The organism is Neobacillus drentensis NBRC 102427 (assembly GCF_001591445.1).
Taxonomy (GTDB): Bacteria; Bacillota; Bacilli; order Bacillales; family Cytobacillaceae; genus Neobacillus; species Neobacillus drentensis.
The window spans coordinates 106,138-132,118 of sequence record NZ_BCUX01000011.1 but is presented as its reverse complement, the minus strand read 5'-3'; the positions used below and the strand labels follow the sequence as shown (position 1 = coordinate 132,118).

The 25,981-nt window shown below is 37.1% G+C and carries 22 protein-coding genes and 1 pseudogene; 17 read left to right on the top strand and 6 right to left on the bottom strand.

What is annotated here, in order from left to right; genetic code table 11:
- The first annotated feature begins 53 nt into the window (after positions 1-53).
- The 10 genes and pseudogenes from BDR01S_RS07150 to BDR01S_RS26205 form a co-directional block, all read left to right on the top strand.
- Positions 54-1,013: an L-lactate dehydrogenase gene (locus BDR01S_RS07150; protein ID WP_066255473.1), complete on the top strand. Its 960-nt coding sequence runs from the start codon at positions 54-56 to the stop codon at positions 1,011-1,013.
- A 123-nt stretch (positions 1,014-1,136) separates the two neighbouring features.
- On the top strand, positions 1,137-1,898 hold the full coding sequence (locus BDR01S_RS07145; RefSeq protein WP_066255470.1) for a dimethylarginine dimethylaminohydrolase family protein: 762 nt from the start codon (positions 1,137-1,139) through the stop codon (positions 1,896-1,898).
- Between the two features lie 82 nt (positions 1,899-1,980).
- Positions 1,981-3,615 (top strand): M20/M25/M40 family metallo-hydrolase, encoded by a 1,635-nt coding sequence (locus BDR01S_RS07140; RefSeq protein ID WP_066255467.1) that lies wholly within the window; start codon positions 1,981-1,983, stop codon positions 3,613-3,615.
- Positions 3,616-3,803: 188 nt separating this feature from the next.
- Positions 3,804-4,607 carry an RQC-minor-1 family DNA-binding protein gene (locus BDR01S_RS07135; RefSeq protein WP_066255464.1) on the top strand — a complete coding sequence of 268 codons (804 nt, stop codon included), beginning with the start codon at positions 3,804-3,806 and terminating at the stop codon, positions 4,605-4,607.
- 211 nt (positions 4,608-4,818) lie between these two features.
- Positions 4,819-6,162 carry an MmgE/PrpD family protein gene (locus BDR01S_RS07130; protein WP_066255462.1) on the top strand — a complete coding sequence of 448 codons (1,344 nt, stop codon included), beginning with the start codon at positions 4,819-4,821 and terminating at the stop codon, positions 6,160-6,162.
- Positions 6,163-6,397: 235 nt separating this feature from the next.
- Entirely contained in the window at positions 6,398-7,915 is a 1,518-nt protein-coding gene (locus BDR01S_RS07125) for a COG4705 family protein (RefSeq protein ID WP_066255459.1), read from the top strand.
- A 308-nt stretch (positions 7,916-8,223) separates the two neighbouring features.
- Positions 8,224-10,290: an McrB family protein gene (locus tag BDR01S_RS07120; RefSeq protein ID WP_066255457.1), complete on the top strand. Its 2,067-nt coding sequence runs from the start codon at positions 8,224-8,226 to the stop codon at positions 10,288-10,290.
- Positions 10,274-12,088: a DUF2357 domain-containing protein gene (locus BDR01S_RS07115; RefSeq protein WP_066255455.1), complete on the top strand. Its 1,815-nt coding sequence runs from the start codon at positions 10,274-10,276 to the stop codon at positions 12,086-12,088. The genes BDR01S_RS07120 and BDR01S_RS07115 overlap by 17 nt, the downstream gene beginning before the upstream one ends.
- 105 nt (positions 12,089-12,193) lie before the next feature.
- Positions 12,194-12,733, top strand: a complete 540-nt coding sequence (locus BDR01S_RS07110; RefSeq protein WP_157406116.1) for a hypothetical protein — start codon at positions 12,194-12,196, stop codon at positions 12,731-12,733.
- Between the two features lie 120 nt (positions 12,734-12,853).
- Positions 12,854-12,981 (top strand): annotated as a pseudogene (locus BDR01S_RS26205) (hemin ABC transporter ATP-binding protein); the annotation flags it as partial.
- A gap of 132 nt (positions 12,982-13,113) precedes the next feature.
- Here BDR01S_RS26205 and BDR01S_RS07105 read toward each other — a convergent pair.
- The 3 genes from BDR01S_RS07105 to BDR01S_RS07095 are packed head-to-tail and all read right to left on the bottom strand — an operon-like array spanning position 13,114 to position 14,551.
- Positions 13,114-13,821 carry a DUF4386 domain-containing protein gene (locus BDR01S_RS07105; protein ID WP_066255450.1) on the bottom strand — a complete coding sequence of 236 codons (708 nt, stop codon included), beginning with the start codon at positions 13,819-13,821 and terminating at the stop codon, positions 13,114-13,116.
- Positions 13,822-13,877: 56 nt separating this feature from the next.
- Positions 13,878-14,102 (bottom strand): helix-turn-helix transcriptional regulator, encoded by a 225-nt coding sequence (locus tag BDR01S_RS07100; RefSeq protein WP_066255448.1) that lies wholly within the window; start codon positions 14,100-14,102, stop codon positions 13,878-13,880.
- 2 nt (positions 14,103-14,104) lie between these two features.
- Complete coding sequence (locus BDR01S_RS07095; RefSeq protein WP_066255443.1) at positions 14,105-14,551, bottom strand: hypothetical protein; 447 nt, start codon at positions 14,549-14,551, stop codon at positions 14,105-14,107.
- Positions 14,552-15,010: 459 nt separating this feature from the next.
- Between BDR01S_RS07095 and BDR01S_RS07090 the strand changes: the two genes are divergently transcribed.
- The 4 genes from BDR01S_RS07090 (at position 15,011) to BDR01S_RS07075 (ending at position 19,269) form a co-directional block, all read left to right on the top strand.
- Positions 15,011-15,703 (top strand): response regulator transcription factor, encoded by a 693-nt coding sequence (locus BDR01S_RS07090; protein WP_066255440.1) that lies wholly within the window; start codon positions 15,011-15,013, stop codon positions 15,701-15,703.
- Complete coding sequence (locus BDR01S_RS07085; RefSeq protein WP_066255437.1) at positions 15,681-17,924, top strand: sensor histidine kinase; 2,244 nt, start codon at positions 15,681-15,683, stop codon at positions 17,922-17,924. The genes BDR01S_RS07090 and BDR01S_RS07085 overlap by 23 nt, the downstream gene beginning before the upstream one ends.
- Positions 17,925-18,002: 78 nt before the next feature.
- Complete coding sequence (locus tag BDR01S_RS07080; RefSeq protein ID WP_235846504.1) at positions 18,003-18,512, top strand: RNA polymerase sigma factor; 510 nt, start codon at positions 18,003-18,005, stop codon at positions 18,510-18,512.
- Positions 18,513-18,798: 286 nt separating this feature from the next.
- Positions 18,799-19,269, top strand: coding sequence for a lysophospholipid acyltransferase family protein (locus tag BDR01S_RS07075; RefSeq protein ID WP_066255435.1), 471 nt, complete (start codon positions 18,799-18,801; stop codon positions 19,267-19,269).
- Positions 19,270-19,375: 106 nt separating this feature from the next.
- Here BDR01S_RS07075 and BDR01S_RS07070 read toward each other — a convergent pair whose 3' ends face one another.
- A complete protein-coding gene (locus BDR01S_RS07070) occupies positions 19,376-20,263 on the bottom strand; it encodes an Rpn/YhgA-type helix-turn-helix domain-containing protein (protein ID WP_066255433.1) in 888 nt (295 codons plus the stop codon).
- 292 nt (positions 20,264-20,555) lie between these two features.
- The gene (locus tag BDR01S_RS07065; RefSeq protein WP_066260076.1) at positions 20,556-21,596 is read right to left on the bottom strand and encodes a zinc-dependent alcohol dehydrogenase family protein; all 1,041 of its coding nucleotides are present in this window, start codon (positions 21,594-21,596) and stop codon (positions 20,556-20,558) included.
- A gap of 823 nt (positions 21,597-22,419) precedes the next feature.
- Between BDR01S_RS07065 and BDR01S_RS07060 the strand changes: the two genes are divergently transcribed.
- On the top strand, positions 22,420-22,989 hold the full coding sequence (locus tag BDR01S_RS07060) for an HD domain-containing protein (protein ID WP_066255430.1): 570 nt from the start codon (positions 22,420-22,422) through the stop codon (positions 22,987-22,989).
- Positions 22,990-23,128: 139 nt separating this feature from the next.
- On the opposite strand, the gene BDR01S_RS07055 is transcribed toward BDR01S_RS07060, so the two are convergent.
- On the bottom strand, positions 23,129-23,317 hold the full coding sequence (locus BDR01S_RS07055) for a YjcZ family sporulation protein (protein WP_066255427.1): 189 nt from the start codon (positions 23,315-23,317) through the stop codon (positions 23,129-23,131).
- A gap of 199 nt (positions 23,318-23,516) precedes the next feature.
- Between BDR01S_RS07055 and BDR01S_RS07050 the strand changes: the two genes are divergently transcribed.
- Both BDR01S_RS07050 and speB read left to right on the top strand, forming a co-directional pair.
- A complete protein-coding gene (locus BDR01S_RS07050; protein ID WP_066255425.1) occupies positions 23,517-24,884 on the top strand; it encodes a sigma-54 interaction domain-containing protein in 1,368 nt (455 codons plus the stop codon).
- Between the two features lie 95 nt (positions 24,885-24,979).
- Positions 24,980-25,972 (top strand): agmatinase, encoded by a 993-nt coding sequence (speB, locus tag BDR01S_RS07045; RefSeq protein ID WP_066255422.1) that lies wholly within the window; start codon positions 24,980-24,982, stop codon positions 25,970-25,972.
- Positions 25,973-25,981 lie beyond the last annotated feature (9 nt).

Genomic DNA, 25,981 nt, shown 5'->3' with positions numbered 1-25,981 from the left:
ATCCATGTAGCTTTTACAAAATCGAAATTATTTATCTCCTGAAGGAGGAAGTTATGGCTAATCAAACAAATAGAGTAGCTATTGTTGGGTCTGGTTTTGTTGGGTCTACGTATGCCTATGCTTTAATGAATCAAGGGATTGCAGAGGAAATTGTATTAATTGATATAAATAGCCATAAGGCAGATGGAGATGCTATGGATTTAAACCATGGAAAGCTTTTTACCCCTTCGCCTTCGAAGGTTTGGAACGGGGACTATAGCGATTGTAAAGATGCCGATATTGTTTGCATAAGTGCTAGTGTAAGTCAAAGTGAAGAAGAAACTCGACTAACAGTTGTCGAAAAAAATACCAGCATCGTGAAAAGTGTGGTTGAAAAAGTAATGGCATCCGGGTTCGATGGAATTTTTCTCGTAGTGTCAAATCCAGTTGATATCATTACCTATGCAACATGGGAATTTTCAGGCCTGCCGAAAGAAAGAGTAATAGGTACAGGAACATCTTTGGATACTGCTAGATTACTATTCAAGCTAGGGGAGTATTTTCAGGTCAATCCCTCTAGTATCAATGGATATATTATTGGAGAGCACGGTGATTCTCAACTAGCAGCATATAGTTCAGTATCCATTTGCGGTAAGCCGTTAATGGACATTGTAAATTCTGAACCTCAATATAGCCTGGCCGACATTGAAAAAATTGCAATAGATGTTCGTGATGCAGCCTACCATGTGTGGGACCGAAAAGGAGCCACCTATTTTGGAATTGGAATGGCATTAGCCAGAATTACAAAAGCCATTTTAAGAAATGAAAATACCATTCTGCCTGTTTCCGCCTACTTAGATGGTGAATATGGATTTCATGATGTATATGTTGGAGTGCCGGCAATTATTAACAGAGAAGGGATTAGCAAGATTGTGGAAATCGATTTAATAAAGGATGAGCAAGAAAAACTAGCTGCTTCCGTAAATGTACTAAAGAGTACGATGGAACCAATTTTTAAACCTGAAGCAACCTGATAAATATTGATATTTAAATGATAGGCTTCATTAATAGTTCGGAAATAAATGTATTTGAGTTTATAAGTTTCATGTTCCTTTCTGCTAATAGTAAACTAATTCATAATTTGGGGGTAATTATCTATGTTCAAAAATGTAATCGTCAAAACACCTGGGGAATCTTATATAAACGGATTAACCACTTCAAATCTGGGAACGCCAACAATGACAAAGGCACTTGAGCAGCATATTTCATATATTGAAGCTCTTAAAACCTGCGGTGTTGAGGTTACAATACTCCTTTCAAACCCTGATTTCCCTGATTCAACATTTGTTGAGGATACAGCTGTTCTTACTTCTAACTTTGCCGTTGTAACAAACCCGGGTGCAGAGACTCGTAATGGTGAAATTATTGAAATGGAACCTGTTTTAAAGAAGTTTTACAACGAAATTTACAGTGTTGAAGCTCCAGGAACTCTTGATGGCGGCGATATTTTACAAATTGAAGATCATTTTTATATTGGAATATCAGCTAGAACCAATTATGTAGGTGCAACACAATTAAAGCAAATCCTAGAGTCCGAAAACTACAAGGCGACAATAGTGGAACTTAAAGAGTTTTTCCACTTGAAGACTGGTATAACCTATTTAGGTGAAGGTACTATTGTTGTTGCAGGGGAATTTGTTGACCATCCTCTTTTCAATTCCTATAAAAAAATAGTTGTTCCACAAGAGGAGGAGTATGCTGCAAACTGCATTCGTGTGAATGATTATGTTATTGTGCCTGCAGGCTTCCCGCAAACCAAACAAAAAATCGAGGATGCTGGTTATAAAACTCTTGAGGTCGATACTACTGAATTCCGTAAATTAGATGGAGGCTTAAGTTGCTTGTCCTTGCGTTTTTAGAATAGATTGATTTCTAGTGTTGGTACTTTTTCAATCAAAATCCCGGCTGCAATTAGCTATTTACAAGGTTGGAGGGCAGAGAATGGCGGAATATCAATGGGCGACGAAAGAAGGGCTTTGCAGTTTATTATGTGAGGTGGTCAGCTGGGATAGTAGGACACTGACACCAGGAGAAATTGAATTCCCTAAGAAGGTTCAAGCAAAGCTGCAGAATTTACCATATTTTCAAGAGAATCCTGCTCTTTTAGGGGTTCACGATGCAGATTTAGGCAGAAAGTTTCTAACTGCTTTATATAAACATCCTGAGGCCAAGGATACCGTAGTTCTTATTAGTCATTTTGATACCGTTTTTACCGAAGAATATGGGGATATTGAAGAATATGCCTTTCGACCGAAGGAACTGACTCAGTTACTTTATAATCGAATCGATAGTTTGCCAGAGGATGCACAGGAGGATCTCCTGTCGGGGGAATATTTGTTTGGCAGGGGTACGATGGACATGAAAATGGGACTCGTTATGCATATGGGATTAATAGAAAAGGCTTCCGATGAAAAATGGCCGATCAATCTCATATTATTAACCGTTCCTGATGAAGAGGTTAATTCCGCTGGTATGAGGGCGGCTGTGCTGAAACTACTAGAAATTAAGGAAGAGTATGATCTCACTTACAAACTGTTCTTAAATGGTGAACCAGTATTCGCTCAACAGCCGGGTGACCGTAATTATTATGTTTACTCCGGTTCTATCGGAAAAATTATGCCATCTGTGCTTTTTTACGGACGAGAGACACATGTAGGGGAACCACTTAGCGGAATTACTGCAAACTATATTGCTTCGTTTATGACACAGCAGATGGAGTGGAATGACAAACTTCAAGAAACGGTAATGGGGGAGAAGACACCTCTTCCAGTAACCTTACAGCAAAAGGATTTGAAAATGGAGTATTCGGTGCAAACACCATTTCGTGCGGCAGCCTTGTACAATGTGTTTTTAATGAAGCGCAATGCAGCGGAAATTATGGATATCTTTGAGGAAATAGCATTGGATGCGGCAAGGGAATGTAATGAAGCCTATCAAAAAATTTGTACATCACAGAATGTTAAACCTGTTGGTACCGTTCGTGTTCTTCTGTATGAAGAATTGTTGAAGTATGCGGTAAAAAAACTCGGGAGCGAGTATGTAGAGTCCGTTAAACTTGATATTCATGCAAATAAAAATTGGGATGACCGTGAAAAATCTTTCCATATTGTTGATGCATTGATGATTGAGTGTCAAGAGCTTGGACCGGCGATGATTTTGCTTTTTGCGCCGCCGTATTATCCTGCGGTGAATTCTTCTGACTGTGAATTTATTAGTGAATGCGTGGATTATATTAGGCAACAAGGGATGGAGAAATTTGAGCTGCCGGTTCAACAAATCCACTTTTTCAATGGTATCAGTGATTTAAGCTATGTGAATTATAAAGATACTGGTAGTGGTTGGACGTCTTTCATCGACAACACACCGGTTTGGGGAGATAGTTACAGTATTCCTTTTCAAGAAATGAAGGAGCTTCAAGCACCAGTTCTAAACATTGGGCCTTTTGGTAAAGACGCCCATAAACGCACCGAACGTCTTCACAAAAAGAGTGCCTTTGAAGAGGTACCGGCACTAGTAGAAGGACTAATAAAGAAAATTTGTGTACATTCCAGCACTGTTACATCATTAAAGAGTTAATAGATTCTACCTAAACAATTGGGAACCTTGGATAAAATCCTTGGTTCTTTTTTATGTTAGGTGGATAAACAGATAGATGAGCCAGCAACCTGTGCCAATACCAATATGATCGATCCAATTGTGTTTAAGCCCATGTTTAAGGTGCTATACTTGTAATAGGTTGAGTTTTTTATAAATGAGGGATGACAATGGTTAAAAAAGGGAAACGAGTGGAATATGAACTTAATCCAAACGGTATTAAGTCTATTCCAGACAATGAAATTAAAACCATTCTGCGTGGGGCAGATGAGTTAATCATGAGTGGCGGCAGAGCTATGCTTGCCAAAATTCTTGCGGGCTCGAAAGATAAAAAGTTATTAGAACTAGAATTGGATGACAGTCCTGTATACGGGGCATTTAAGGGTATTTCTCAAAATGAGATTCTCGAAAAAATAGACTGGCTGATTGTTCATCATTATTTAGCCATTGAGTATAATGGCAGACTCCCTATGCTTGTCTATACCGATAAAGGCTGGGACATTGAGCGCGAGACTTATGCAGATGAATTAATGAAAAAGCTTATTGATGCTGCCGAAAATAGAAGATATGAATTTGTTGAAACATTAAAAGATCGGAACCGCGGCTTGATTCTTCTTTTATTAGAAAAAATTGCAGATTCAGGCAATAAAGAATTAATCACAATCTTGGATGCGTGGCAAACGAATGAATTTAAAAAAGTTAGGACAAAAATTCAAGAAGTTATCGAAATATTAGAGAAAGTAGAAGAAAAACTCAAAAGAGTAGATCAAGAAGTAATCTCTTTTTCTGCAAATAAACAATGGCTGTCTATTCCTGAAAATATACGTAGAAAATTAGAACAAAATGTTTGGTGCAGTTCTTGTAGTGATGTTGTGAAGATTGAAAGCTATATAGTCAAAGAATTTTCAACCGGAATAGTATTGGAAGGAAAATGTCAAAAGTGTGGTCATGATGTGGCAAGAGTTATTGACTAAAATAATTATATTCCTCTTTTTAAAAATTCCTAAAATTAGCTATTATTGGAAGTATAGTAAAAAGAGAATTTTGTAGGGAATGGGAAGATCGGATGCCATTAGAAATTGTTCGCCCTGATATTACAAAAATGAACTTAGACTTGAAGTGGCTGGTGTCAGGCACTCTTTTTGTCTCTTAAGGTAAGTTCATTTAACACAAGGAGGAGCTATATTGTCATTAAGCCATGAGATTGTACACGCTATCCGTCAAAGAGAGAAACGAGGATTGCCAGAGGAAATTCGTGAAAAGGTGATTCTTCATATATGTGATACAATTGCCATTTCCTTAGCTTCTTATAAAGGAGCACCAATCGCTTTAAAATCGATAGCGGCTCTTTCTATAGGAGTAAAAGGTGGGATGGGTCGAATAATAGGAAGTGAGCATCGATTACCTCCCGCCTATGCTGCATTTGCAAATACGGCGTTGGCACATGCTTTAGACTATGATGATATCAATGATTTAGCTAGAATCCATCCAACGCCTGTGACATTAGCTACCGCATTGGCAGCCGCAAATGCTGAGGATTCAAGGAGTATGGATCTTATTTCTGCGGTTGCACTAGGAAACGAGTTATTATGTCGACTGGGTTATGCAATCGAACCCAGGGGTACAGGTACGGATTCCAAATGGTTTTTAAGTCAATTATTTGGTTATTTAGGTGCTGCTATAACTGCTGGACTGGTCCTTGGATTAGATGATAATAAGTTAGTTCATGCCTTAGGACTGGCATATATGCAAGTAGCTGGCGGTAAAGAGCCTGGTGTTGGTACAGGTTCCCAAGCTAGATCCATTTATCCGGCCTTTTCATCAATGGGAGGTGTTCAAGCTGCATTTTTGGCTCGAGAAGGGGTGACTGCACCTGCAAGTAGTTTGGATGGAAAGACGGGTCTCTTTCCAAATTATTTTGGAAAGAATTTAAATGAAAAACAACGAAGTGTATTATTGAACACTGAAACATGGGCATTTACCGATACATCTATTAAACTTTATCCGAGTTGTCGTTACTCACATCCATATATTAAATCTGCGCTTGTTCTTCGAAATCAGTTTAGCCTTAATGAAATTGACCAAATAGTGATAGGGGTAAATGAAACTGCGGATATGTTATGTCAACCACTTGAGGATCGTTGTCACCCTAAAACATTACAAGATGCTAAATTTAGTATTCCTTTCATGGTTGCATTTGCATTTGTTCATGGGAGTGTTCACTTGAATAACCTGACGGAGAAGGCACTTATGGATACTGAAGTGTTAAATTTGACCAATCGTCTAAAAATTGAGCAAACCCAGGATAATACGCCTGGAATTCCTTTAGGTGATATTAAGATAGTTACCGCCCAAGAAACAAAGAGACAGATAGAACGTATTCTTCCTGAAACACCTTTCGATGAAGTGAAGAAGAAATTTATCGACTGTTGTCAGTATGCAGACGTAGCTGATCCAGAAAAACTATGGGAAACGTTAAGCCACAATCTAGATTTTGATGGAGTAAATAGATTACCAATAATTATTTAATAGAATCATATAATCCATTCAAACCATACTAAATAAACCAAAAAAGGTTCCCCAGCTTAAGTTTGCTGGGGAACCTTTTTTGGTATTAAAGCTTAGACTTAATTGACACTTAAGTTAACTTTAATCCGTTTTTAATAAAGAGCCCGCCAATTTCTAATATAGTAGAAAAGTAGAGACGAACATTATCTCTAATAATTAAGTTGTGGGAAACTACAATAAAGAAAGGAAATTATATATGCCAGAAAACCAAAATAATATGAAAATTTTACTTAACAAAGTGCCACAAGTGACGATTTTCTTTTGGATCATCAAAATTTTGTGTACAACTGTTGGTGAAACATTTGCTGATTTCATCAATTTCAACATTGGACTTGGTTTAACTTTTACTACCATTATTATGGGGATTGCATTTTTTATTGCATTGTTTTTTCAATTTAAAGCAAGTAAATATGTTCCAGCGACTTATTGGATAACAGTCGTACTTATAAGCGTATTTGGAACATTGGTAACGGATAACTTGACTGATAATATGGGCGTACCACTTGAGGTTAGCACAGTTGTTTTCTCGGTGCTACTAGGACTGACTTTTCTATTCTGGTATCTTAGTGAAAAAACACTATCGATCCACTCGATTTTTACTAGAAAAAGAGAGGTTTTCTACTGGCTTACGATTCTTTTCACCTTTGCACTTGGAACAGCGGTCGGCGATTTATATTCCGAACAACTTGGTTTTGGTTATCTTAACACAGGAATAGGCGTTGTTATTATTATTGCTCTTGTCTTCTTAGCTTATAAATTTTTGAAACTTGACGGAGTATTAGCTTTCTGGATTGCGTATATTTTAACTCGCCCTCTTGGAGCTTCAATTGGAGATTATCTATCTCAATCAAAAGTAAATGGTGGATTAGGACTAGGGACAACCGTTACGAGTGTGATTTTTCTTATCGCTATTTTAGCGATTATCGTCTTCCTTGCTGTTTCAAAAATTGACACAAATGCTAAAAGTGAAATAGCGGAAACAAACCAAAGATATGCAAATAAGAATCATGTGCTAACACAAACGATTCTTGTACTCGTAATTTTCTTAGTTGCTGGTATAGGTGGTTATAACTGGCGCAGTAATACTATTGCATCACAAGGTGCTGCAGAGCAAACTACATTAGCAGGTCAATTAAACGATTTTGTTAAAATTGAAAATGATATGCTAACTGCTGTAAATAAAAACGACTTTTCTTCAGCAAAAAATGGCGCTGATCATTTGGAACATCAGTGGGATACACAAGAACCTAAGCTACGAAACATTGATAGCAATACATGGACAAAAATTGATGGAACAATTGACTCTGTGCTAGCAGCGGTTCGTTCTTCAAAACCTAATGTTAATCAAAGTAAAACAGCACTTACTAATTCACATAATGCCTTAAAAGCCGCAAATAAATCAACATCAAAATCAGGTGCTTCACAAACTACATTATCTGGACAGTTAAATAATTTTGCAAAAATCGAAAATGATATACTAAACGCTGTAAACAAAAATAACTTTGCTTCTGCGAAAAACGGAGCAGATGAATTAGAACATCAATGGGACACACAGGAACCTAAGCTACGGAACATCGATGGCGCTACATGGACGAAAATTGATGGAACAATTGATGTTGTATTAGCATCAGTTCGTTCATCGAATCCAGATGTAAACAAGTGTAAAACAGCACTTAACGATTCACTTAGTACCATAAACACAGCAAATAAATAATAATCTTAGGAATCGCCAAGCGCGGTTCCTTTTTAAATAGAACTCTTACTAAACTGCTCCGTCTTACAAGGTAAACATTAACAAGTCATCAGGAGCTGTGTAACTGAACATTAAAAGGATAGTTTCTGGCTTTTTTCTCTCATATTTTATCCAATTCCATTGAGAAACGGGAAAATGGAAATAATATTGTACAATATTCTCCAAAAATTTACATAAAAATAGGTCGAAATATGAAAAATCTAGTAAAATAGGAAGGGTGGTATTATCAAAGTGTAGGAAAATAGTATGACTATTTGGAGGCATTAGTAATGGAGAAGGAAATATGGAAGTGGATATTAGAGACGCTTAATGATGAAGCAATTGCCAACATCGGTCAAAATATAGGAATTAAAATATCGGGATTTCGCCAAATCAATCCTCATAATAAGAGATTTAAGATTTTAAGACCAGCGCTTATTCAGGAAGCGCTTCATCAACGAAATGCGACAAAGCTTAAGTGTTTTTTTGATGAGATTGCTGAAGAAGATGAGGAACTAGTAACTTTTCGGGGACGTAGTATGGAGGAACTACTCCTTGTTGTTGAAGAGGAGCTTGTTCCATCCATTTTATTGAGTGTGCTGCTATCGAGCGATGATGAGGAGGAGCATGCAAAAGCAGTTGAAATCTATCGAACATTAAGAGATGAAGAGAAATTAGAGGCATTTGAAAAAAGGCCAGAAGAAACGGTCGAAGTGGATGAAGGCAAAGAAGAGGAAAGCCAGGTAACCTACCTGAAGGATGAGTTGAAACAGGCGTTGCAAAAAAATGTAAAACTAGAAAGGAAGCTTAAAAAACTGGAACAAAGGATTGAAGAGTTAAAGGAAAAAGAATCGATTGCCCAGATTGCTATTAAAAATGAGAGAAAACAACTAAAGGATGAAAAAAAGGTATTATCGCAGGATAATCATTCACTTAAAGGTGAAGTAGGTTCTTTAAAGAAAAAGGTACTCGAACTTTCTTCTGAAAAGGAGTTAAATCAGAAGAAGTTGGAAAAACAGATAAACGCTCTCAAAGCAAAGGACGAAGAAATCGCCAAATTACATGCACTCATGCTAAAAGAGAGAACGGAGCATGAAAAAGCTTTGGTTACCAAAGAATTAGAAGTGGCAGAGGCTCGTACAGTTGGTTCTGATGAAATAATGTTTGCTGATTTACTAGCAGCGGAAGGCGAAATAGCTGCCACCATGGAAGCAACGGCATCAAAACAGGTTGAATCAAACCAGAAAACAGATGAACTAACTGAAGAACTGTTTATGAAAGAATTTGATCGTGTCACACATGAACAAGGTCTAATATATGACAAAAAGGATCTCTATAATTTCCATACGGCGATGAAATCTTCAAATCTCGTGATTTTGGCAGGTATGAGTGGGACAGGTAAATCGAAACTTGTTCAAGCATATGGGAAGGCACTCGGTCTGTTTGACAATCACCAGCTGACTTTCATTCCTGTTCGCCCGGCATGGACAGATGACGCTGATTTAATCGGGTATGCGGATACCCTTCAAATGGTTTACCGTCCCGGTGACTCTGGATTGATCAATGCCCTGATGAGTGCGAAAGAAAACAGTAAACGTCTTCATATTATTTGTTTTGACGAGATGAACCTTGCTAGGGTTGAGCATTACTTTTCTCAATTTCTTTCGGTTCTTGAGAATGAACCCGGACCACAAAGAGTGCTGCAGCTATATAATGGTGATCTCAAACTTAAGAATTCAGCACAATTTCCACCTGCTATCCCGATCGGAGATAACGTAATCTTTGTAGGAACCGTAAATTTGGATGAGTCTACTTACCATTTTTCGGACAAGGTTCTTGATCGTGCGAACGTTATCACTTTAAATGTCTTAAACTATGGCAATCTGAAAAAGTTATCGCAGGAAGCAAAAGGAACTACCCAGGATCGAACCATTTCTTTTGAATTATTCAATAGCCTAAAAAATCATAACCGAGACATACATATGGAGGATCATGAATTGGCGCTCCTATGGGAGATTCATCAAGAATTACAAAAGGTGAACAAGAATTTAGGTGCTGGACCAAGAATTGTTCGCCAGATTGACATGTATCTTAAAAACTTGCCAAAAACGGACCACTTTACCCGAGCTGAGGCATTTGATAAGCAAATTGTCCAACGAATCCTGACAAAGGTTAGAGGACCAGAAGAGCAGTTTAAAAAGTTTATTGGTACTTATGATGTTCACACCGAAAATATAATCGACAGTAAATTAGGGGAAATCCTAGACCGTTATCATGAGATTTCAGAGTTTTTTGAAACAAGAAATGTTTTAATTCACAAAGCGAAAGAGTTGAAATTAAATGGCTATACCCTCTAAAGGATTTGAGGTCATTTTTTCACAGAAATGCGGGGAGAAAGATCGTTTCCTTCCTTTGGACCGTTTTTTTACCAACGAGTTTGATATTCTTCAGAAAAGAGAAGAGAACTTTATTGAAATCAAAGAAAATATCGAGTTAACTGTAACCTTCTCCTCCAATCGGGACGATGCCAAGTTCTTTATGGATGGTCTTGAAGCACTTCCAGAACCCAAGCTTCATGTGGATCCATTAGAACGAGAGGTTTATCTAGCACCCTCTGAAAAACCAGTTGCGCTTTTTGATAACACAAAGGCATATTATCCGCTGATACCTGGACTCTATCGGATTATGGTTGTTTGTGATGAACAACGATATTTTAGTGGTGTCAAGGTGATACCCAAACAGATAGAAGAAACACAGTGGGAAATTATGAAGGAAGAGATTGAAAAGGAGGTAAGCGGTCTTGCTCGTGAAGTCATTTTACAAAAAAATGGATTGAATCATCGTTTAGGTGCTATTTCACAAGGGTTGCTCGAACAATTTATCGTCATCAATAACCGGTTTCCTTCGGTCATGGCCGCGCTTAGTGATTTATATCGAAAGGTCAACTATCGTATTAGCAAGGATTATCAGGTCGTCCCAAAAGAAAAGGCAAGGTTTGTTGATGAAAAAACGATTCGGCATTGTGGGAGTAATCCGAATCGAAATCAGGTTTTAATGACACCCAGGAATTCGATCAACTATGATCTACTAGAAAATCGATTCGTGAAGAAAATCATTATTTCCATTTCAAAAACCTTAACCGGTTTTATGGAAGGCGTCCAAAATTCGGAAATAAACATTAGAAATTCAAAGGATGCTGGACCGTTTCGGACTGTGGTAGAAAAAGAGCGGACACTATCTGAACTAAAAAAACTTGGTGAAGTGGCTGGGAAGATGAGAGGAGCGATTCAATGGATTAAAACGGCTCCGTGGTTTGAAAGGATTGGAACCTACCAATTTTCAGACATCCCGCCAGTTATGAATAGTGACCCCAGATATCGTGCCCTTTACCAGCTTTATCGGGAACTCAAAAATGAGCAATTCCAATTACAAATTCACCATTCGTATAGCTATCAGTGGAAACGGACCGATAAGCTCTATGAAATATGGGGTTATCTTCAGTTCATCAAGGCTCTTGCTGGGGAAGAATTAGGGTTTGTTCCTGAAAAAGGATGGTTATATAGTCAGACTCCAGACGGAAACAGTCTGTTGGTCCCGACACTTCCAGCAAATACAGAAGTGGAATTTAGAAAAGATGAGCTGAGAGTGCATTTAGTGTATGAAGCACTTTTACCTTCACAAAGCAGGCTAACCACCATGAAGGAACCGTTGTACACAAGAGGAACACATAACTGCCCAGATGGACGTTTGGATGTATATAGGAATGAACGATTCATCGGTACGATCATATTCGATTTTAAATACCGCCCAAGAAACTCCATCTGGAACGAGAACCTAATTGTGAATAACCAACGGAATGAGGTCATGCAGCAGCTGGTCAGTTACGGAGATCATCTCCATTCTCCCTATTTATTTGGGGATGGCAGCCACCCATTAGTGAGCACAATGAGCCCTGTTCAAGAAGTATGGGCCATCTATCCCAACCGTTATGGAACATGTGGGAGCAAGGATTACCCTGATCATAAGGTAAGTCTAATCGAACTGACTCCAGGATTGGATCATGCCTACTTTGTTGAAAAATTAAAGTTGACGATTGATAAACTAGTGCAAAGAAGCAGGACTGTTATGGAGTTCTTGGATTATATTAAAGTTTAGTGTTTTTTATGAATTGGGGATTAAAACCTTATTACTGTATTTATCAACACTTTTGCAAAAACAGCGAAAAATACTGCGCGGATGTTAAATGACGGCATTCATGCGTTGGTAAAAGCATTCAAATTACTCATTAATCCTCCTGCAGATATGACGAGAAAACAAGCGTTAATTGAAGCTTCAAAAATCTTAACAACTGCTGTTGTCACATCTGTCGGGGTCATCTTAACGGAATCGTTTGCAACGTATTTAAAAACAACACCACTGGTTGCTTTTGCAGACCTGATTGCAGGGGTATTGGGCGGAATCCTAACGGGTATTGTTGCGGTCACGCTTGTATATTTGATCGATAACTTTGGCACGATTATGAAAAAAATCGGTGAGTCTTTCAAACTGATACAATATCAACTTAACGTAAGCCCTACTGAAATTCGTTCTATCTATCAAAAGGCTGTGGCGGAGATTGACGCCGAGTATCAACTGATTCTGAATCGGATTTACCAAGAGTATGAGCGGTTAAATCAATTAATGAGCTTGGCCTTTGATTGCGGGTCACTAGCTGGAGTTCAATTCAGGCACAGTCAAGAATTTGCACGTGCTATGAGTGTGAAAGAAAAGGATATATTAATTACAATTCGATATAGATGACTTCTTTTTAAATTAATGAAAAAGTTCCGTTCACTCGCCATGTGAACGGTACTTTTTTTAGTGAGAACAGGAAATAAATAATGCGGAAAAAGGCTATATTTTGCAAAGCATTCATCTCGGTTAATCCAGAAATTTACTAAAACATTAAACATCACTACACTAATGGTCACCATGATGAGGATATGCTTTCCTATGCTGAATATATCATTAAAATGAGCGATGGCATTGTTTTGCGGAATGAAGATTAATATTAATAGATAAACAGAAAAAAGTGCCAGGTACCATCCGAAAATTGGGATGGTGCTTGACACTATTTGTTCTGTAATTGAAACTATATTTTTTTCTGAAGGATAAATAATCAAAATCGATCAATTTTGTAATCAAAGAGGAAGGTAGTTTTGTCCTTTTAAATTTACAGATTCGTTGAATCCTTTAACGATAAGCCAAACTGCTAAAATCATTTCATTCGCTGCGACTGGCAGCGCCAAAATACCACCCCAAACAGAAACTTGTTGGATGACACCGAACATTACTAACAAGGCACAAATAAAAACAAGAGTTGCCCCTGTCATACCCAAGATGGAGATGAATCTGGGTACAAGTTTGGATTTATAAAATATATAACTGTACATCATCGTATTAATACCCAGCATGAAAAGTGGACCAAGCATAAATGTCCAGTCATGTACTGCTATTAATATTGTACCTGAAGCTTGAAAAGAGGTGATATCCGGAACTCCTGATGCTACAAATTCCCGGCTTAAGGTCAAAAGGGATAGTACGCTGATTACACCAACAGTAATAATTATCGCTTCAAGAAACCGAAAGCAAACATGCCAAAGAGCTATAGTCTCATTATATCTCCTTAAAATTGGAAACATTGTAGTTGCAGTACCAACTGCTGAAATGACAAGAATTAATTCCATGAGCGCTCCGAGTATTACCTGGTTGGCGTGTTCGGAACCTTTAATCAAGTAATCGGGACCGTTTAGGATAGGATTATATAAATTAAGACCCACTATCGCCGTAACCGCTGCCAGTATAAACAATACTCCCACGATTTTTGCAGCTTTTTTGTTTGAATTCATTTTTATCTCCTCCATTTAATAAATTCAAAAATGTATGGTAAAAACAATCATAGTTCTTACAGCTTTGTGTTGTCCCCATAATAAAATACCTCTTCCAACGGTAAGTTAAAGGCGTGAGCAATGCGAAAAGCCAGTTCTAGCGATGGGGAATAGTTTCCTTTTTCTAGAGCCACAATGGTTTGTCTTGTTACGCCCACCTTGTCAGCTAACTGCTGCTGAGTCATTTCATCATAGTGGAATCGTAATTTACGGATATGATTACCGACAAGCGTTTTGCGCACTGTTACACTCCTTTCCGATAGTGATAAAATTTTGTAACGGAGCCGGTCACATCGGAAATGAATCCTGAAATGATCAGGATAATGAACATCACCTGGGACGGCTGATAGATGATCAGCGATCCCATTGCCACAAGAAAGCCGACGATAAACACAAAAAATGAATTTCGGGCCGCTTTCAAGTCAATTAACTTATCCAGTTCATCCGCAAATCTTGGTTCCTTTTCTCTGGTCGTCATTCTAAAGACGATGTTAAAAATAATGCTGATCATGATATGCGCGACGATTGAAAATAAGGTCAGGATGAGGACGAAAGATCCAAAATAGCGAAAGGTTTCCATCGACTCCAGTCCGCCCCCTGGGTACCGCGGGTACATGTACAAGCAATAAGATCCGAAAATGAGCATGGCGCTGATCAACGATACAATGCTTTTCTTTTCTTGATAGGTCATGGTTTACACCCCCAGTATGGTCACTTTTACATAGAGTAATGTATTATATGCATAATGTAAAGAAAAGTTTACATAAAGTTATATAAAGTTTACATAAAATAGGCCGGACACCGTCTTTTTAACATTCCTAAATTTAGCTATGATTGGAAGTATAGTAATAATATCCATCCTTGAGTTAGTCTCTAGGGTGGATTCTTTTCTTTTGTTTATCCAGAAAAATAGAATATCACCTTTTTATACTACATCCTCAAATTTAATTGGTTTATTTCTCCAAAAGCCCCCAATCTCTTTACCTTCTAATATAAAATAAAAATATTAATAGATTAGGACTCCCTGATCACTATTCAAGGAAAAATATAAAAATATTAAGAAATTCTTAAGGATTATTGTAAACGAATGTTAAGATTTTCCGTTTACTATTAAGGTAATGAAAGTTGGCTGCTAGAAAGTGGGGGGGAAATGGAGAATTACTTTGTGCTGGTTGTAGATGATGAGAAGGAAATACGAGACGCTATTGAAATTTATTTAAAAAATGAAGGGGTCACGGTATTAAAAGCCAAGGATGGGATTGAAGCATTAGAATTATTAAATGAACACCCAGTCCATCTGATTATTTTAGATATTATGATGCCGAGGCTTGATGGCATTTCTGCTACATATAAGATTCGTGAGAAGAAAAACATACCGATCATTATTTTAAGTGCAAAAAGCGAGGATACTGATAAGATTTTAGGACTTCAGGTGGGAGCGGATGATTATGTGACCAAGCCGTTCAATCCGATGGAGCTTGTTGCCCGCGTGAAATCTCAGTTGAGAAGGTATGTAACCTTTGGGACCTTTGAAGGTATAAAAAAAGTGATTGATTTAAATGGTCTCACCATAGACCAATCAGCAAAAGAAGTGACGGCCCATGGCGAGCCGGTGAAGCTTACACCAATTGAATATAAAATTGTCGAACTGTTAATGACAAACGCCGGCCGGGTGTTTTCAATTCACGAAATTTATGAACGGGTATGGAAAGAACCTTGCTATAATGCGGAGAATACAGTGGCGGTCCACATCCGGAAAATTCGTGAAAAAATTGAAATTGATGCGAAAAATCCAAGATATTTAAAGGTGGTGTGGGGAATTGGTTACAAAATGGAGAAGTAGAACAATCTTTGCAGCCTGGACTCTACTATTTACTTTTGGGCTAAGTGGGCTCCTTGCCTTTTTCACCTACGGCAGCGATTACCTACATCGGGACTATTTCCATACTCCTCAATTCCAAAGCGAACTCGATGCCTTCGCCGGGTATTTAAGTGTGTTTGAGCTATATGATCTTCCATTGGATGAAGCCAAAAAAGCGATAACAGTTACGAAAGACGAGATTATTGAGCATCGTTATCGATATGGAAATCTCCCTGATCAAATAAATAACATAAACGCTCAATATGAAGCACAAATTCAGGAAGATTTAAACACAAATAATCAAGAGGCAGCGGATGCTTTAACGGCCGAAAGGGATTTGAAAATTGACGATATTAAGAAAAACTTCAAAAGTGATGAATATATTCGGCCCAAGGTAATTAAAGAAAAAGAACAGAGATTAGAAGAATACTATAAGGAAAGAGAGAATACTCGCTCAGTTTTCTTACGGTACAAAGATACATTTAGTTATTATTATACGAATAGCGCAACAGGTAAAGTCCACACAAATCTTAATCTACCAAAAGATCAATCAGCAAATGACATGATGAACCCTAAAAATATGCGGTTTGTTACAAACTTTCAAATCTCAAGAGATTATGCCATTAATTATGGGATCCCAGGATATGCAGGTCTGATCAATTCAATCATCCCTAAAACGAGTGGGGTGTTTGAAGGACAAATAGGTATACCTAAATCCTTATCCCTATCAAATTCAATCATGAGTGGATCTGAAAACTATAAACAGATGCGAATCATCTTATTAGTTTTATCCATGGCTGGCATACTCGCTTTAATTCTCTGTTTTATTCTAGGAAAAAAATCGCGAGGATTTTCAGCAAAAATTGAAAAATGGAGGCCTTTTTATAACAAGCTTCCCATTGATTTAAGAGTAATTCTTTTTATCATTGCTGGCATTGTCGCATTTAGCTCCATTTATGAGGCAAGCAGTCAAGCAATATATGTAGCGCAAAATCCCTTCCGAGCTGTGGAAATTTTTATTGTTATAGCTGTGGCATCGTGTTTCTGGGGTCTTTCTTTTATACAGTGGAAATGCCTTGTTCCGGAATTAAAGGATTGGCAAAATGTAAAAAAGGCATGGGAAAAAGGGCTCCTAAATAAAGCAGGACGCAGCATAAAGGTACACTTTACTAAAGGAAAGCGAAGCTTAAATGAAGCTTTTTTAAATCAAAGCACTGGTACGCAGTTGTTTATTCTACTGGCTATCGTTTTTTGTCTAGGGTTAGCAGCCCTAATGATGTTTGTACATCCCGTTTTTCTTCTTTTATATATGATCCTTCTTGGAGCTATAGGAATTCCTCTAGTGATGGTCTTGATCAATAGAATTGGCTATTTTAACCGGATTGTTGAGAAAACGAATGAACTGGCGCTTGGAAATCTGGGAGAGGACCTAGAGGTGTCCGGGAGATCTGTACTGGCAACGCTTACTGCCAATATTAATGTGTTAAAGCAAGGGGTAAAAACATCTCAGAGTCATCAGGCAAAGAGTGAACGTCTAAAAACCGAATTAATTACAAATGTAAGCCATGATTTGCGGACACCGCTAACCTCCATCATTACGTATACCGAGTTATTAAAAACAGAAGATGTGTCAAGTGAGGACAGGGCCGCTTATCTTGAAATCATTGATCGGAAATCAAAGCGGTTAAAGGTGTTAATTGAGGATTTATTTGAAGTGTCAAAAATGGCAAGCGGCAATATTGAATTGGTAAAGGAACGAGTCGATCTTGACCAGCTATTGCAACAAGCACTTGCCGAATATGATGAAACGATCAACGAATCCAGTCTGCAGTTCCGGGTAAACAATAGCCAAAAGCCCGTTTACGCCCTTGTAGATGGACAAAAGCTTTGGCGTGTCTTTGATAACCTAATTGGTAATATCCTTAAATATTCATTGGACCACTCGCGTGTCTATATTACAATATCAACTTTAAATGACCAAGCGATCATTATGTTTAAAAATGTTTCAAAATATGAACTAAGCGATAATACTGACGAGCTTTTTGAAAGGTTCAAACGTGGGGATACATCCCGGCATACGGAGGGATCCGGACTTGGGCTTGCCATTGCGAAATCAATTATCGACCTCCATGATGGCCGTCTTGATATCGAGACGGATGGTGATTTATTTAAGGTAAATATTACTTTGAAGTTAGAAAAATAGCGAATCATTTATTTCATTAAGTTTATTTGATAAGGGAAAGATGGGAGAAAGATGGGAGAAAGATGGGAGTGATCTAGCTTGATTGATTTTTCTGAGATATATAGCTTGTTTTATAAACGCCTCTTTCATATAGGATATTCAATTACAAGAGATTTACATTTGGCAGAGGATGTCGTTCAAGAAACCTTTATTAAAGCTATGAAAAAGATAGAAACGATTGAAGAAGACAGCAAAGTAGGTGCTTGGCTATCCGTCATTGCAACGAGAACAGCAATAGACTTTGTCCGTATCGAAAGGAAAAAGAAAGGGATACCGATGGAGCAGGAAAGCTTTGAATGTTTAGGGAAAGTAATGAAGCAAAACGTGGAAGAGGAAGTGGAAATAGGATTTTTGGTGGAGGAGGTTTATCGTGCTATCAGAAAACTAACACATGAATATCAGGACGTACTTATGCTCAAGTTAGGACAGGGTTTAAAAGAAAACGAAATTGCCCACGTCCTTGATTTAAAACCCAGCACTGTGAAAACAAGGATCTACAGAGCGAGAAAACAACTAAAACTACTTTATCTTGATCAGATTGGTGCTTAATCTTTAAGAAATAACAAAAAGTGTCAGGTGCTTATTGTTTATAATAATGTTATGTAAACTTAAATGCATCTTTTAATCTTCCCTTAAATTGATGTTTGAGGGAAGATTTTTAATTATTATCAGTTTATAAGTTAGTGTTTGCGATAAAACCTGTCCCTATGACCTTCACTTGAAATAGTAACCAATCTTGATCTAAGTCAATTAATAACGATAATTATTATCATATAATGAGTGGAAATAAACGGGTGATCCCTTTTATTTAGTAAATTTTGAGAAGAGGATGAAAATGCGCGCTCTAGTATTTCAAGGATATTTATGGGGTTATATTTTAAGTAAAGCAAACAAAACATTTACGATAAATAAATTAAAGAAAGCCGGCAAGAACATAGAAAAACTAGAACTAATTAATAAGTTGATTTTAAAATGTACAAAAAGGTTGGTTAAAATTTCAGGTGCAGACGTAACAGTAACACGATTTGCAAATGTCCCATTAGATGAACCCGTATTATATGTTGGAAACCATCAAAGTAATATGGATAATTTTAAATCAGGTAGTTTAAGAATCGCCATGAAATCCGCAGTTAAAGTTATTCTTGTTTCCATCAAAGATTCATATAAATTGACTGAAAAAAGAGGGGGAAATAGAGCTGTGAAAGTCTCTAACCATTATTCTGATGCTATTGATTCAAAAAGCTTTAAAGATACAAATGAACTAACCGAAGCAGTTCAAGCTCAAATTAAAAATCATTTATTATAGGGGTGTTTTGGAAGTGGAGGACCAGAAAAAAGTGCCAAGTATCATCCAGAAACTTGGATGATGCCTGGCACTTTTTTTCTTTTTTTAGAGGAAGAACAGTGCAAAGTTACAGCTGTTTACTTATCTCTTCAATTTCAGCATAATCTAAATCTGTTACTCTTACGATTAATTCAATGGATAATCCTTCTTTTAACATATTGATGGCGATTTTCCTTTTTCCTTCTTTAATTCCTTCCTTTTTTCCTTTTTCAACCCAAGAATTTGGCAGTTTCAAGATTTGTTTTAATTCGTCCTGATTTAACTGTTTAATTTCTTCCATGAGCTCTTTTTCCTCGCTTTCGTTTAAAGATAAATAGGTCTCGAAAAAACCATTAATAAGCTCCATTTTAGCTGGGTTTATTTCCATTTTAACTAACATCCGCAAAAATTCTTTTTTTACTTGAACTCTTTCAATTTGGGAATAACCCATTTTACTTATTAAAGCAGCCGCAACAGGATTATTAGAATGAATATATTGTCTCCAATTCATTTTTCGGAGTTCAACCATCAGAAATTGGAAAGTTAAAACATGAAAAAAAGGCAAGGTAATGGTAAACTCGTTTCGTTCATACCGATTTTCATCGTAACTAAAAATAGCAATAGGTAAAATTGGTTTACGATACTTATTATAAAGTAGACTAAAATAATGGTACATTCTTTCGTTAAAGTCCGATTGCCCATAACTTTGCGGTTCGACATGGATGATAATTAATGTGTCTTGCCCTTTCAATTGTGCTTCAATAACAACATCTGCTCTACGGCTCTCTCCTTTAAAAAGGTCCGTAAACATTTCTTCCGACATCGGTTTTATGGAAGAAAAATCAATATGTTGATGAACATTTGGAAAAAATAAATCTAAAAACTCTGAAAAAAATGTGTTAATTAATTGCTTGAATAATTGATCATGGTGGATAAACTGGCTGGGGTCTTCACGTACTAACATACCTAATGACATTTTAGCACATCCTTTTATTGATAATAAGCGGATTTAGCGAGGATGAAATTCTATAAATATTATATCTAATTACACGAAATAAAACAAATGTTCTGGTTAGGGTCAGTATGAGTGCATGTCACTGTACTATATTTTAAGGATAGAGTAAAGAAATGGTCCAATACTTTGGATGAATCTAGTAGTATAGGATAAAAGAAGTCTTGGTCAAATAATAATGACCAAGACTTCTTTTTAAGCGAAAACGAACATCATAAAGCAAATAAGCTATTCGTCTTTTCACGTATGTTTCATTTTAATCATTAGTTATAATAACTTTTATCGCTTGTTCCTTTGATGCATTTGCAAATACATTGTATGCTTCCAAAATGTCATTTAGCTTGAAGCGGTGCGTAACTAGTTTTTTAGGTTCTATTTTGTTGGCTGCAACCGATTTTAATAACATTGGGGTTGAATTTGTACTTACAAGTCCTGTTGTTAACGTAATATTTTGAATCCATAGTTTTTCTAAATGAAGCTCTACGCTTTTACCGTGTACCCCAACGTTGGCAATATTCCCTCCAGGCTTTACGACTTCCTGGCAGATATCAAAGGTGGCTGGAATACCAACTGCTTCAATGACAACGTCTACACCTTTTCCTTCTGTTAGTTCCATTATTCTTTGTACAGCTCTTCCATCAGCACTGTTGACTAATTCTGTAGCACCGAATTTTCTGGCTATATCTAGGCGATTACTATCGAGATCCACCATAATAATTTCAGATGGAGAGTAGAATTGAGACGTTAACAAAGCTGATAAGCCTACTGGACCAGCTCCGATAATTGCGATGGTATCACCAGGTTTCACACGCCCATTAAGTACGCCAATTTCAAAACCTGTTGGGAGGATATCACTTAACATAACCATGGCTTCCTCATCACTTCCAGGAGGTATTGGATACAGACTTGTATCTGCATAAGGAATCCGAACAAATTCAGCTTGTGTTCCATCAATCGTGTGACCAAGAATCCAACCGCCATCTTCACAGTGAGCATACAAGCCCTTTTTACAATTTGGGCACTTACCGCAAGAGGTAATGCATGAAATCAACACTTTGTCACCTGGTTTGAAGTTTTGTACTCCCGGCCCTATTTCCTCAATGATTCCAATACCTTCATGTCCTAAAATTCTTCCAACAGCAACGGTAGGTACATCTCCTTTCAAGATATGTAGATCCGTGCCGCAGATAGTAGTTTTTAATACCTTGACAATAGCATCTGTTGATTTTTGGACGGTTGGCTTTGGAGCATCAGCCCATTCTTTGTTTCCGGGTCCGCGATAAATGAGAGCTTTCATAGTGGTTTGAGCCGTTTCAACTTTTTCTTCAACTAATTTGTAACTCATTTTAACCCCTCCATTTGATTAATAGAGTTGCTCTAGGCAATCCTCTATTAAAATGACTTTCCCAACATCCCCATGTCGGTAATTTGTTAAATCATTAAAATGTAAACCCTTACAAAATCCTCCTTTCCAAAATTCCTACACATCAATTATAGTTTATAAGTGGTTTTGAAAAATCTGATAATTTTGTCAATATTGTTACAAAACCTTCTTTCCGGGGGCAAGTGGAGGGTTCTTTTAGATATGTTTGGTTCGCCAAATGAACGAAATAGACCAGGAGAGGTAGGAAATTTTATATTGAATGTGATATACAGAAAAATATTGTTGTTTTTTTTAGGAATGATCTGTTATACCTGAATGTTGATTTCACGGTATATGAAAAATAGACGGTAAAATTCCGGCTAAATTGGGAAATACCGATATTTCCTTAAGAATAGGGGGAGTTTTTCCGTTTATATCATCAAAATCTTTGGATTTTGTCTTATTTAGAACAGTTAATCGGAATATCTCCGCTTATATCCGTTTCTTAAGGTTCCCCTAAATACATTAGCAGGAAATTCTCCGCCTATGAATTCTCATAATGACTAAAATCCGTAATTCGCAATCGATAAGCCATACTGCTAAAAAAATATATAACTGTACATCGTATTACTACCCAACATGAAAAGGGACATAATCGACCGAACAACGCCTTTTTAAAATTACTAAAGTTGGATATGATTGGAAGTATAGTAAAAAGAGAAATTTGGTAAGGATCAGATGGGGGGATTTTGTAAATATGAGCATCATTCAAAAGGCCATTAATTTTGCAGCAATAGCACACAAAGATCAGTATCGAAAATCGACGGATATTCCTTATATCACACATCCGTTTGCAGTAGGGATGCTTTTGCAGGAAGCAAAGTGTATTGATGCGGTAATAGCTGCAGGTATTCTTCATGATACAATTGAGGATACACCGACCACCTATGAGGAATTGACAGAACAGTTTGGTGTACAAATAGCTAATTTGGTCCAAGCTGCATCAGAACATGATAAAAGCTTACCTTGGAGCGTAAGAAAACAGCATACAATTGAAAGCTTAAAAGATGCAAATTTAGAAGAAATCCAAGTAATCACCGCGGATAAATTACATAACTTGTCAACAATCAAGGCCGATCTCGAGCTGATAGGTGAACAGGTATGGGAGCGTTTCAACCATGGGAAGCCCCAGCAACATTGGTATTATGCCAGCATTGTTAAAGAGTTATCAACGAGAAAAAAGGAATTTAAGCTTATTCAGGAGTTAGAGAAAGAAGTCAATGAGGTGTTTGGATCACTGGAAGTGTTAACTGATAAAGATTTATAGCTATTCGTTTTTATGGGTAGATTTAGAGGCTCTGCATACTTGAAAGGGACATGGAATCATACCATGTCCCTGGCTTTCGTCAGCTAACTCGACAAGATCATTATGTTTTTTTGAAGTGCTTGATATTAGGTCTTCATTTTTAAAAGCAGAAAGCAATTGCACCAATAATGATTAATAATATAAACAACACAATGATGATAATAAAATTTTCACATCCACGAACATTAACACATGGTCCCTGAACAGGAGAGGCATAGCCGTAAGACATTGTAGGCTGGGGAATAGCATTTGAGTAATCAGTAAATTGTGGGATTGCGTTTGTATACATTCCAAACTTCCTTTCGCTTTCGGTTGTACGCAGAGTAAGGAGCCCAATACCCTATATAATATACTTAGTGATGAAATGGGAGCCTGTATATATTAAATCATTATTAAAATTTGCACAAATGAATTAGAAACATTTAAAATAGTTTGAATTATTAGTCATTTTTGATTATGATTAAATCAAAAATGACTAGGTGATGAAAATGAATAAATTCATAGATGATTCGATTCTTTTAAACCATATTTTAGAACATTCTTTTGATGAAATTTTTATTGCGGATGCAACGGGATTGGTTTTATTTGCCAGTCAATCTACTGAAACAGTCTTTGGTATTTCTTGTGAGCAAATTGTTCATCATAATATTTTTGAACTTGAACAACAAGGGCTTTTTTCTCCCTCTGTCATTGCAAGTGTGCTTAGAACTAATAAGGAAGTAACACTAATTCAAGAAACAAATCATAATAAAAAACTAATCATCTCCGGTTATCCGGTTTATGACCAATCTGGAACATTAGTAGGTGCAACGAGTTTTTCAAGGGATATAACCGAATTTGAGTCCTTAAGAAAAGAAAATGAGCAGGTAGCTAGAGCATTATTAAAATTTCAAAAAGAAAATGAAAAATTACGAAAACAGGCGACTCAACAATTCTTTATAAGTAATGGAAAAATGGAAAAAGTATTTGAAGTTGTGTTTAAGGTAGCCGATATAAACGTTACGTTATTACTCGAGGGTGAGTCGGGGGTTGGTAAAAATCATATTGCTTATAAAATTCATCAAATGTCATCAAGAAAGGCTGAACCCTTCATTGAAGTAAACTGTGGTGCAATTCCTGAATCATTATTTGAATCAGAGCTTTTCGGGTATGAGGATGGAGCCTTTACCGGGTCTAAAAAAGGGGGGAAGAAGGGGTATTTTGAAGTAGCAGGAAAGGGAACTCTCTTTTTAGATGAAATTGGTGAACTGCCTCTAAATCTTCAAGTAAAATTACTGTCAGTTTTGCAAAATCAAACCTTAATGAGAATTGGAGGAACAAAAAATATTGAGGTGAATTGCAGAATTATTTGTGCTACAAATCAAAATTTAGAAAAGATGATCAAAGAAAGGAAATTTAGGGAAGATCTTTATTACCGAATCAATGTCGTAAAAGTAGAAATTCCACCGCTAAGGGAACGAAAGGAAGAAATCATTCCATTAATCTACGAGATTACTGAACAATTGAATCGTAAATATCAATTAAATACATATTTTACCCCGACTATGGCTGCTTGGCTTAGCCAGCAAAATTGGCCGGGAAATGTCAGAGAATTACGGAACTATATTGAAAATAAGATAATCACATCTAGTGGTAACGAAATAGACCTTAATTGGCGCGAAGAGGAAACAAAAAAGGATTCCTTCACCCAGTCTACGAAAGAAATTCCGTTAAACGATTACATTGAAACACTAGAAAAGGAGTATATTGTGCGAATGTATCAGAAATATCCCAGTAGCATTAAACTTGCAGAAATATTGGGAATCAGCCAATCTACTGCCAATCGGAAAATACTAAAATATGTGGAGCAAAGGTAGTCGTTTTTGACTATACAGCCCTCTTAAACACTGTCTTTATTAATTGGCATGAAAGTTGCACTCTATATTTATAGAAATCTAAAGGAGGCAATCTTATGTCAAATCAAGATGAAAAGCAATTTTTAAATTTACCTTTTACTGGTATCTGCACTTTTGGGAAATATCCTGTTTGTCCAGATATTAATCAACTAGATGCGGATGTTGCTGTTATTGGTGTTCCAAATGATATGGGTACGCAATGGAAATCTGGAGCAAGAATGGGTCCAAGGGGGATCCGTGAAGGATCTACACTATATAGTTTTGGATTAAATGGTGCATATGATATTGAAAAAGATATTACGTATTTAGGACCAAGATGGAATGTAGTCGACTGCGGCGATGTGGACATGGTTCATGGAGATATGATGCAATGTCATGAAAATACAGAAGAAGCGATAAGAAAGATTGTTTCAAAAGGAGCCATGCCGGTTGTATTAGGCGGAGATCACTCCATTACCATTCCAGTCGGTAAAGCTTTAGAGGAGTTAGGCCCTTTTCATGTTATTCAAATCGATGCACATTTGGATTGGGCGGATCATCGTTCCGGACAAAGGTATGGGCATGGAAGCTGTATCCGTCGTTTATCTGAAATGGACCATGTTCAGAAAATTTTCCAATTTGGAATTCGAGGAATTTCCAGCAGTTTGAAGGAAGATGTAGATGCAGCACGAGATTATGGCAGTGTGATCTTATCACCGCGCCAAATTAGGAAAATGGGAATTGAAAGTGTGATAGAACTACTTCCGGAAGGAGAAAAATACTATATTACCCTTGATATTGATGGGTTGGATCCTTCCGTAGCACCCGGAACAGGTACCCCTTCACCAGGAGGATTTATTTACGATGAAGTAAATGAATTGCTTGAAGGAATAGCTAAAAGAGGAAAAGTAATTGGCTTTGATTTGGTCGAAGTAGCACCGCCATATGACCCAGCTGGAATGACCAGTCAAGTAGGTGCAAGACTTGCATTGGATTTACTCAGCTTTGTTTTAAAGGAAAAAGAGAACATAGATGATCGTAAATTGAATAAGGAAGAAGTTCACTCCTAAGATAAGTCA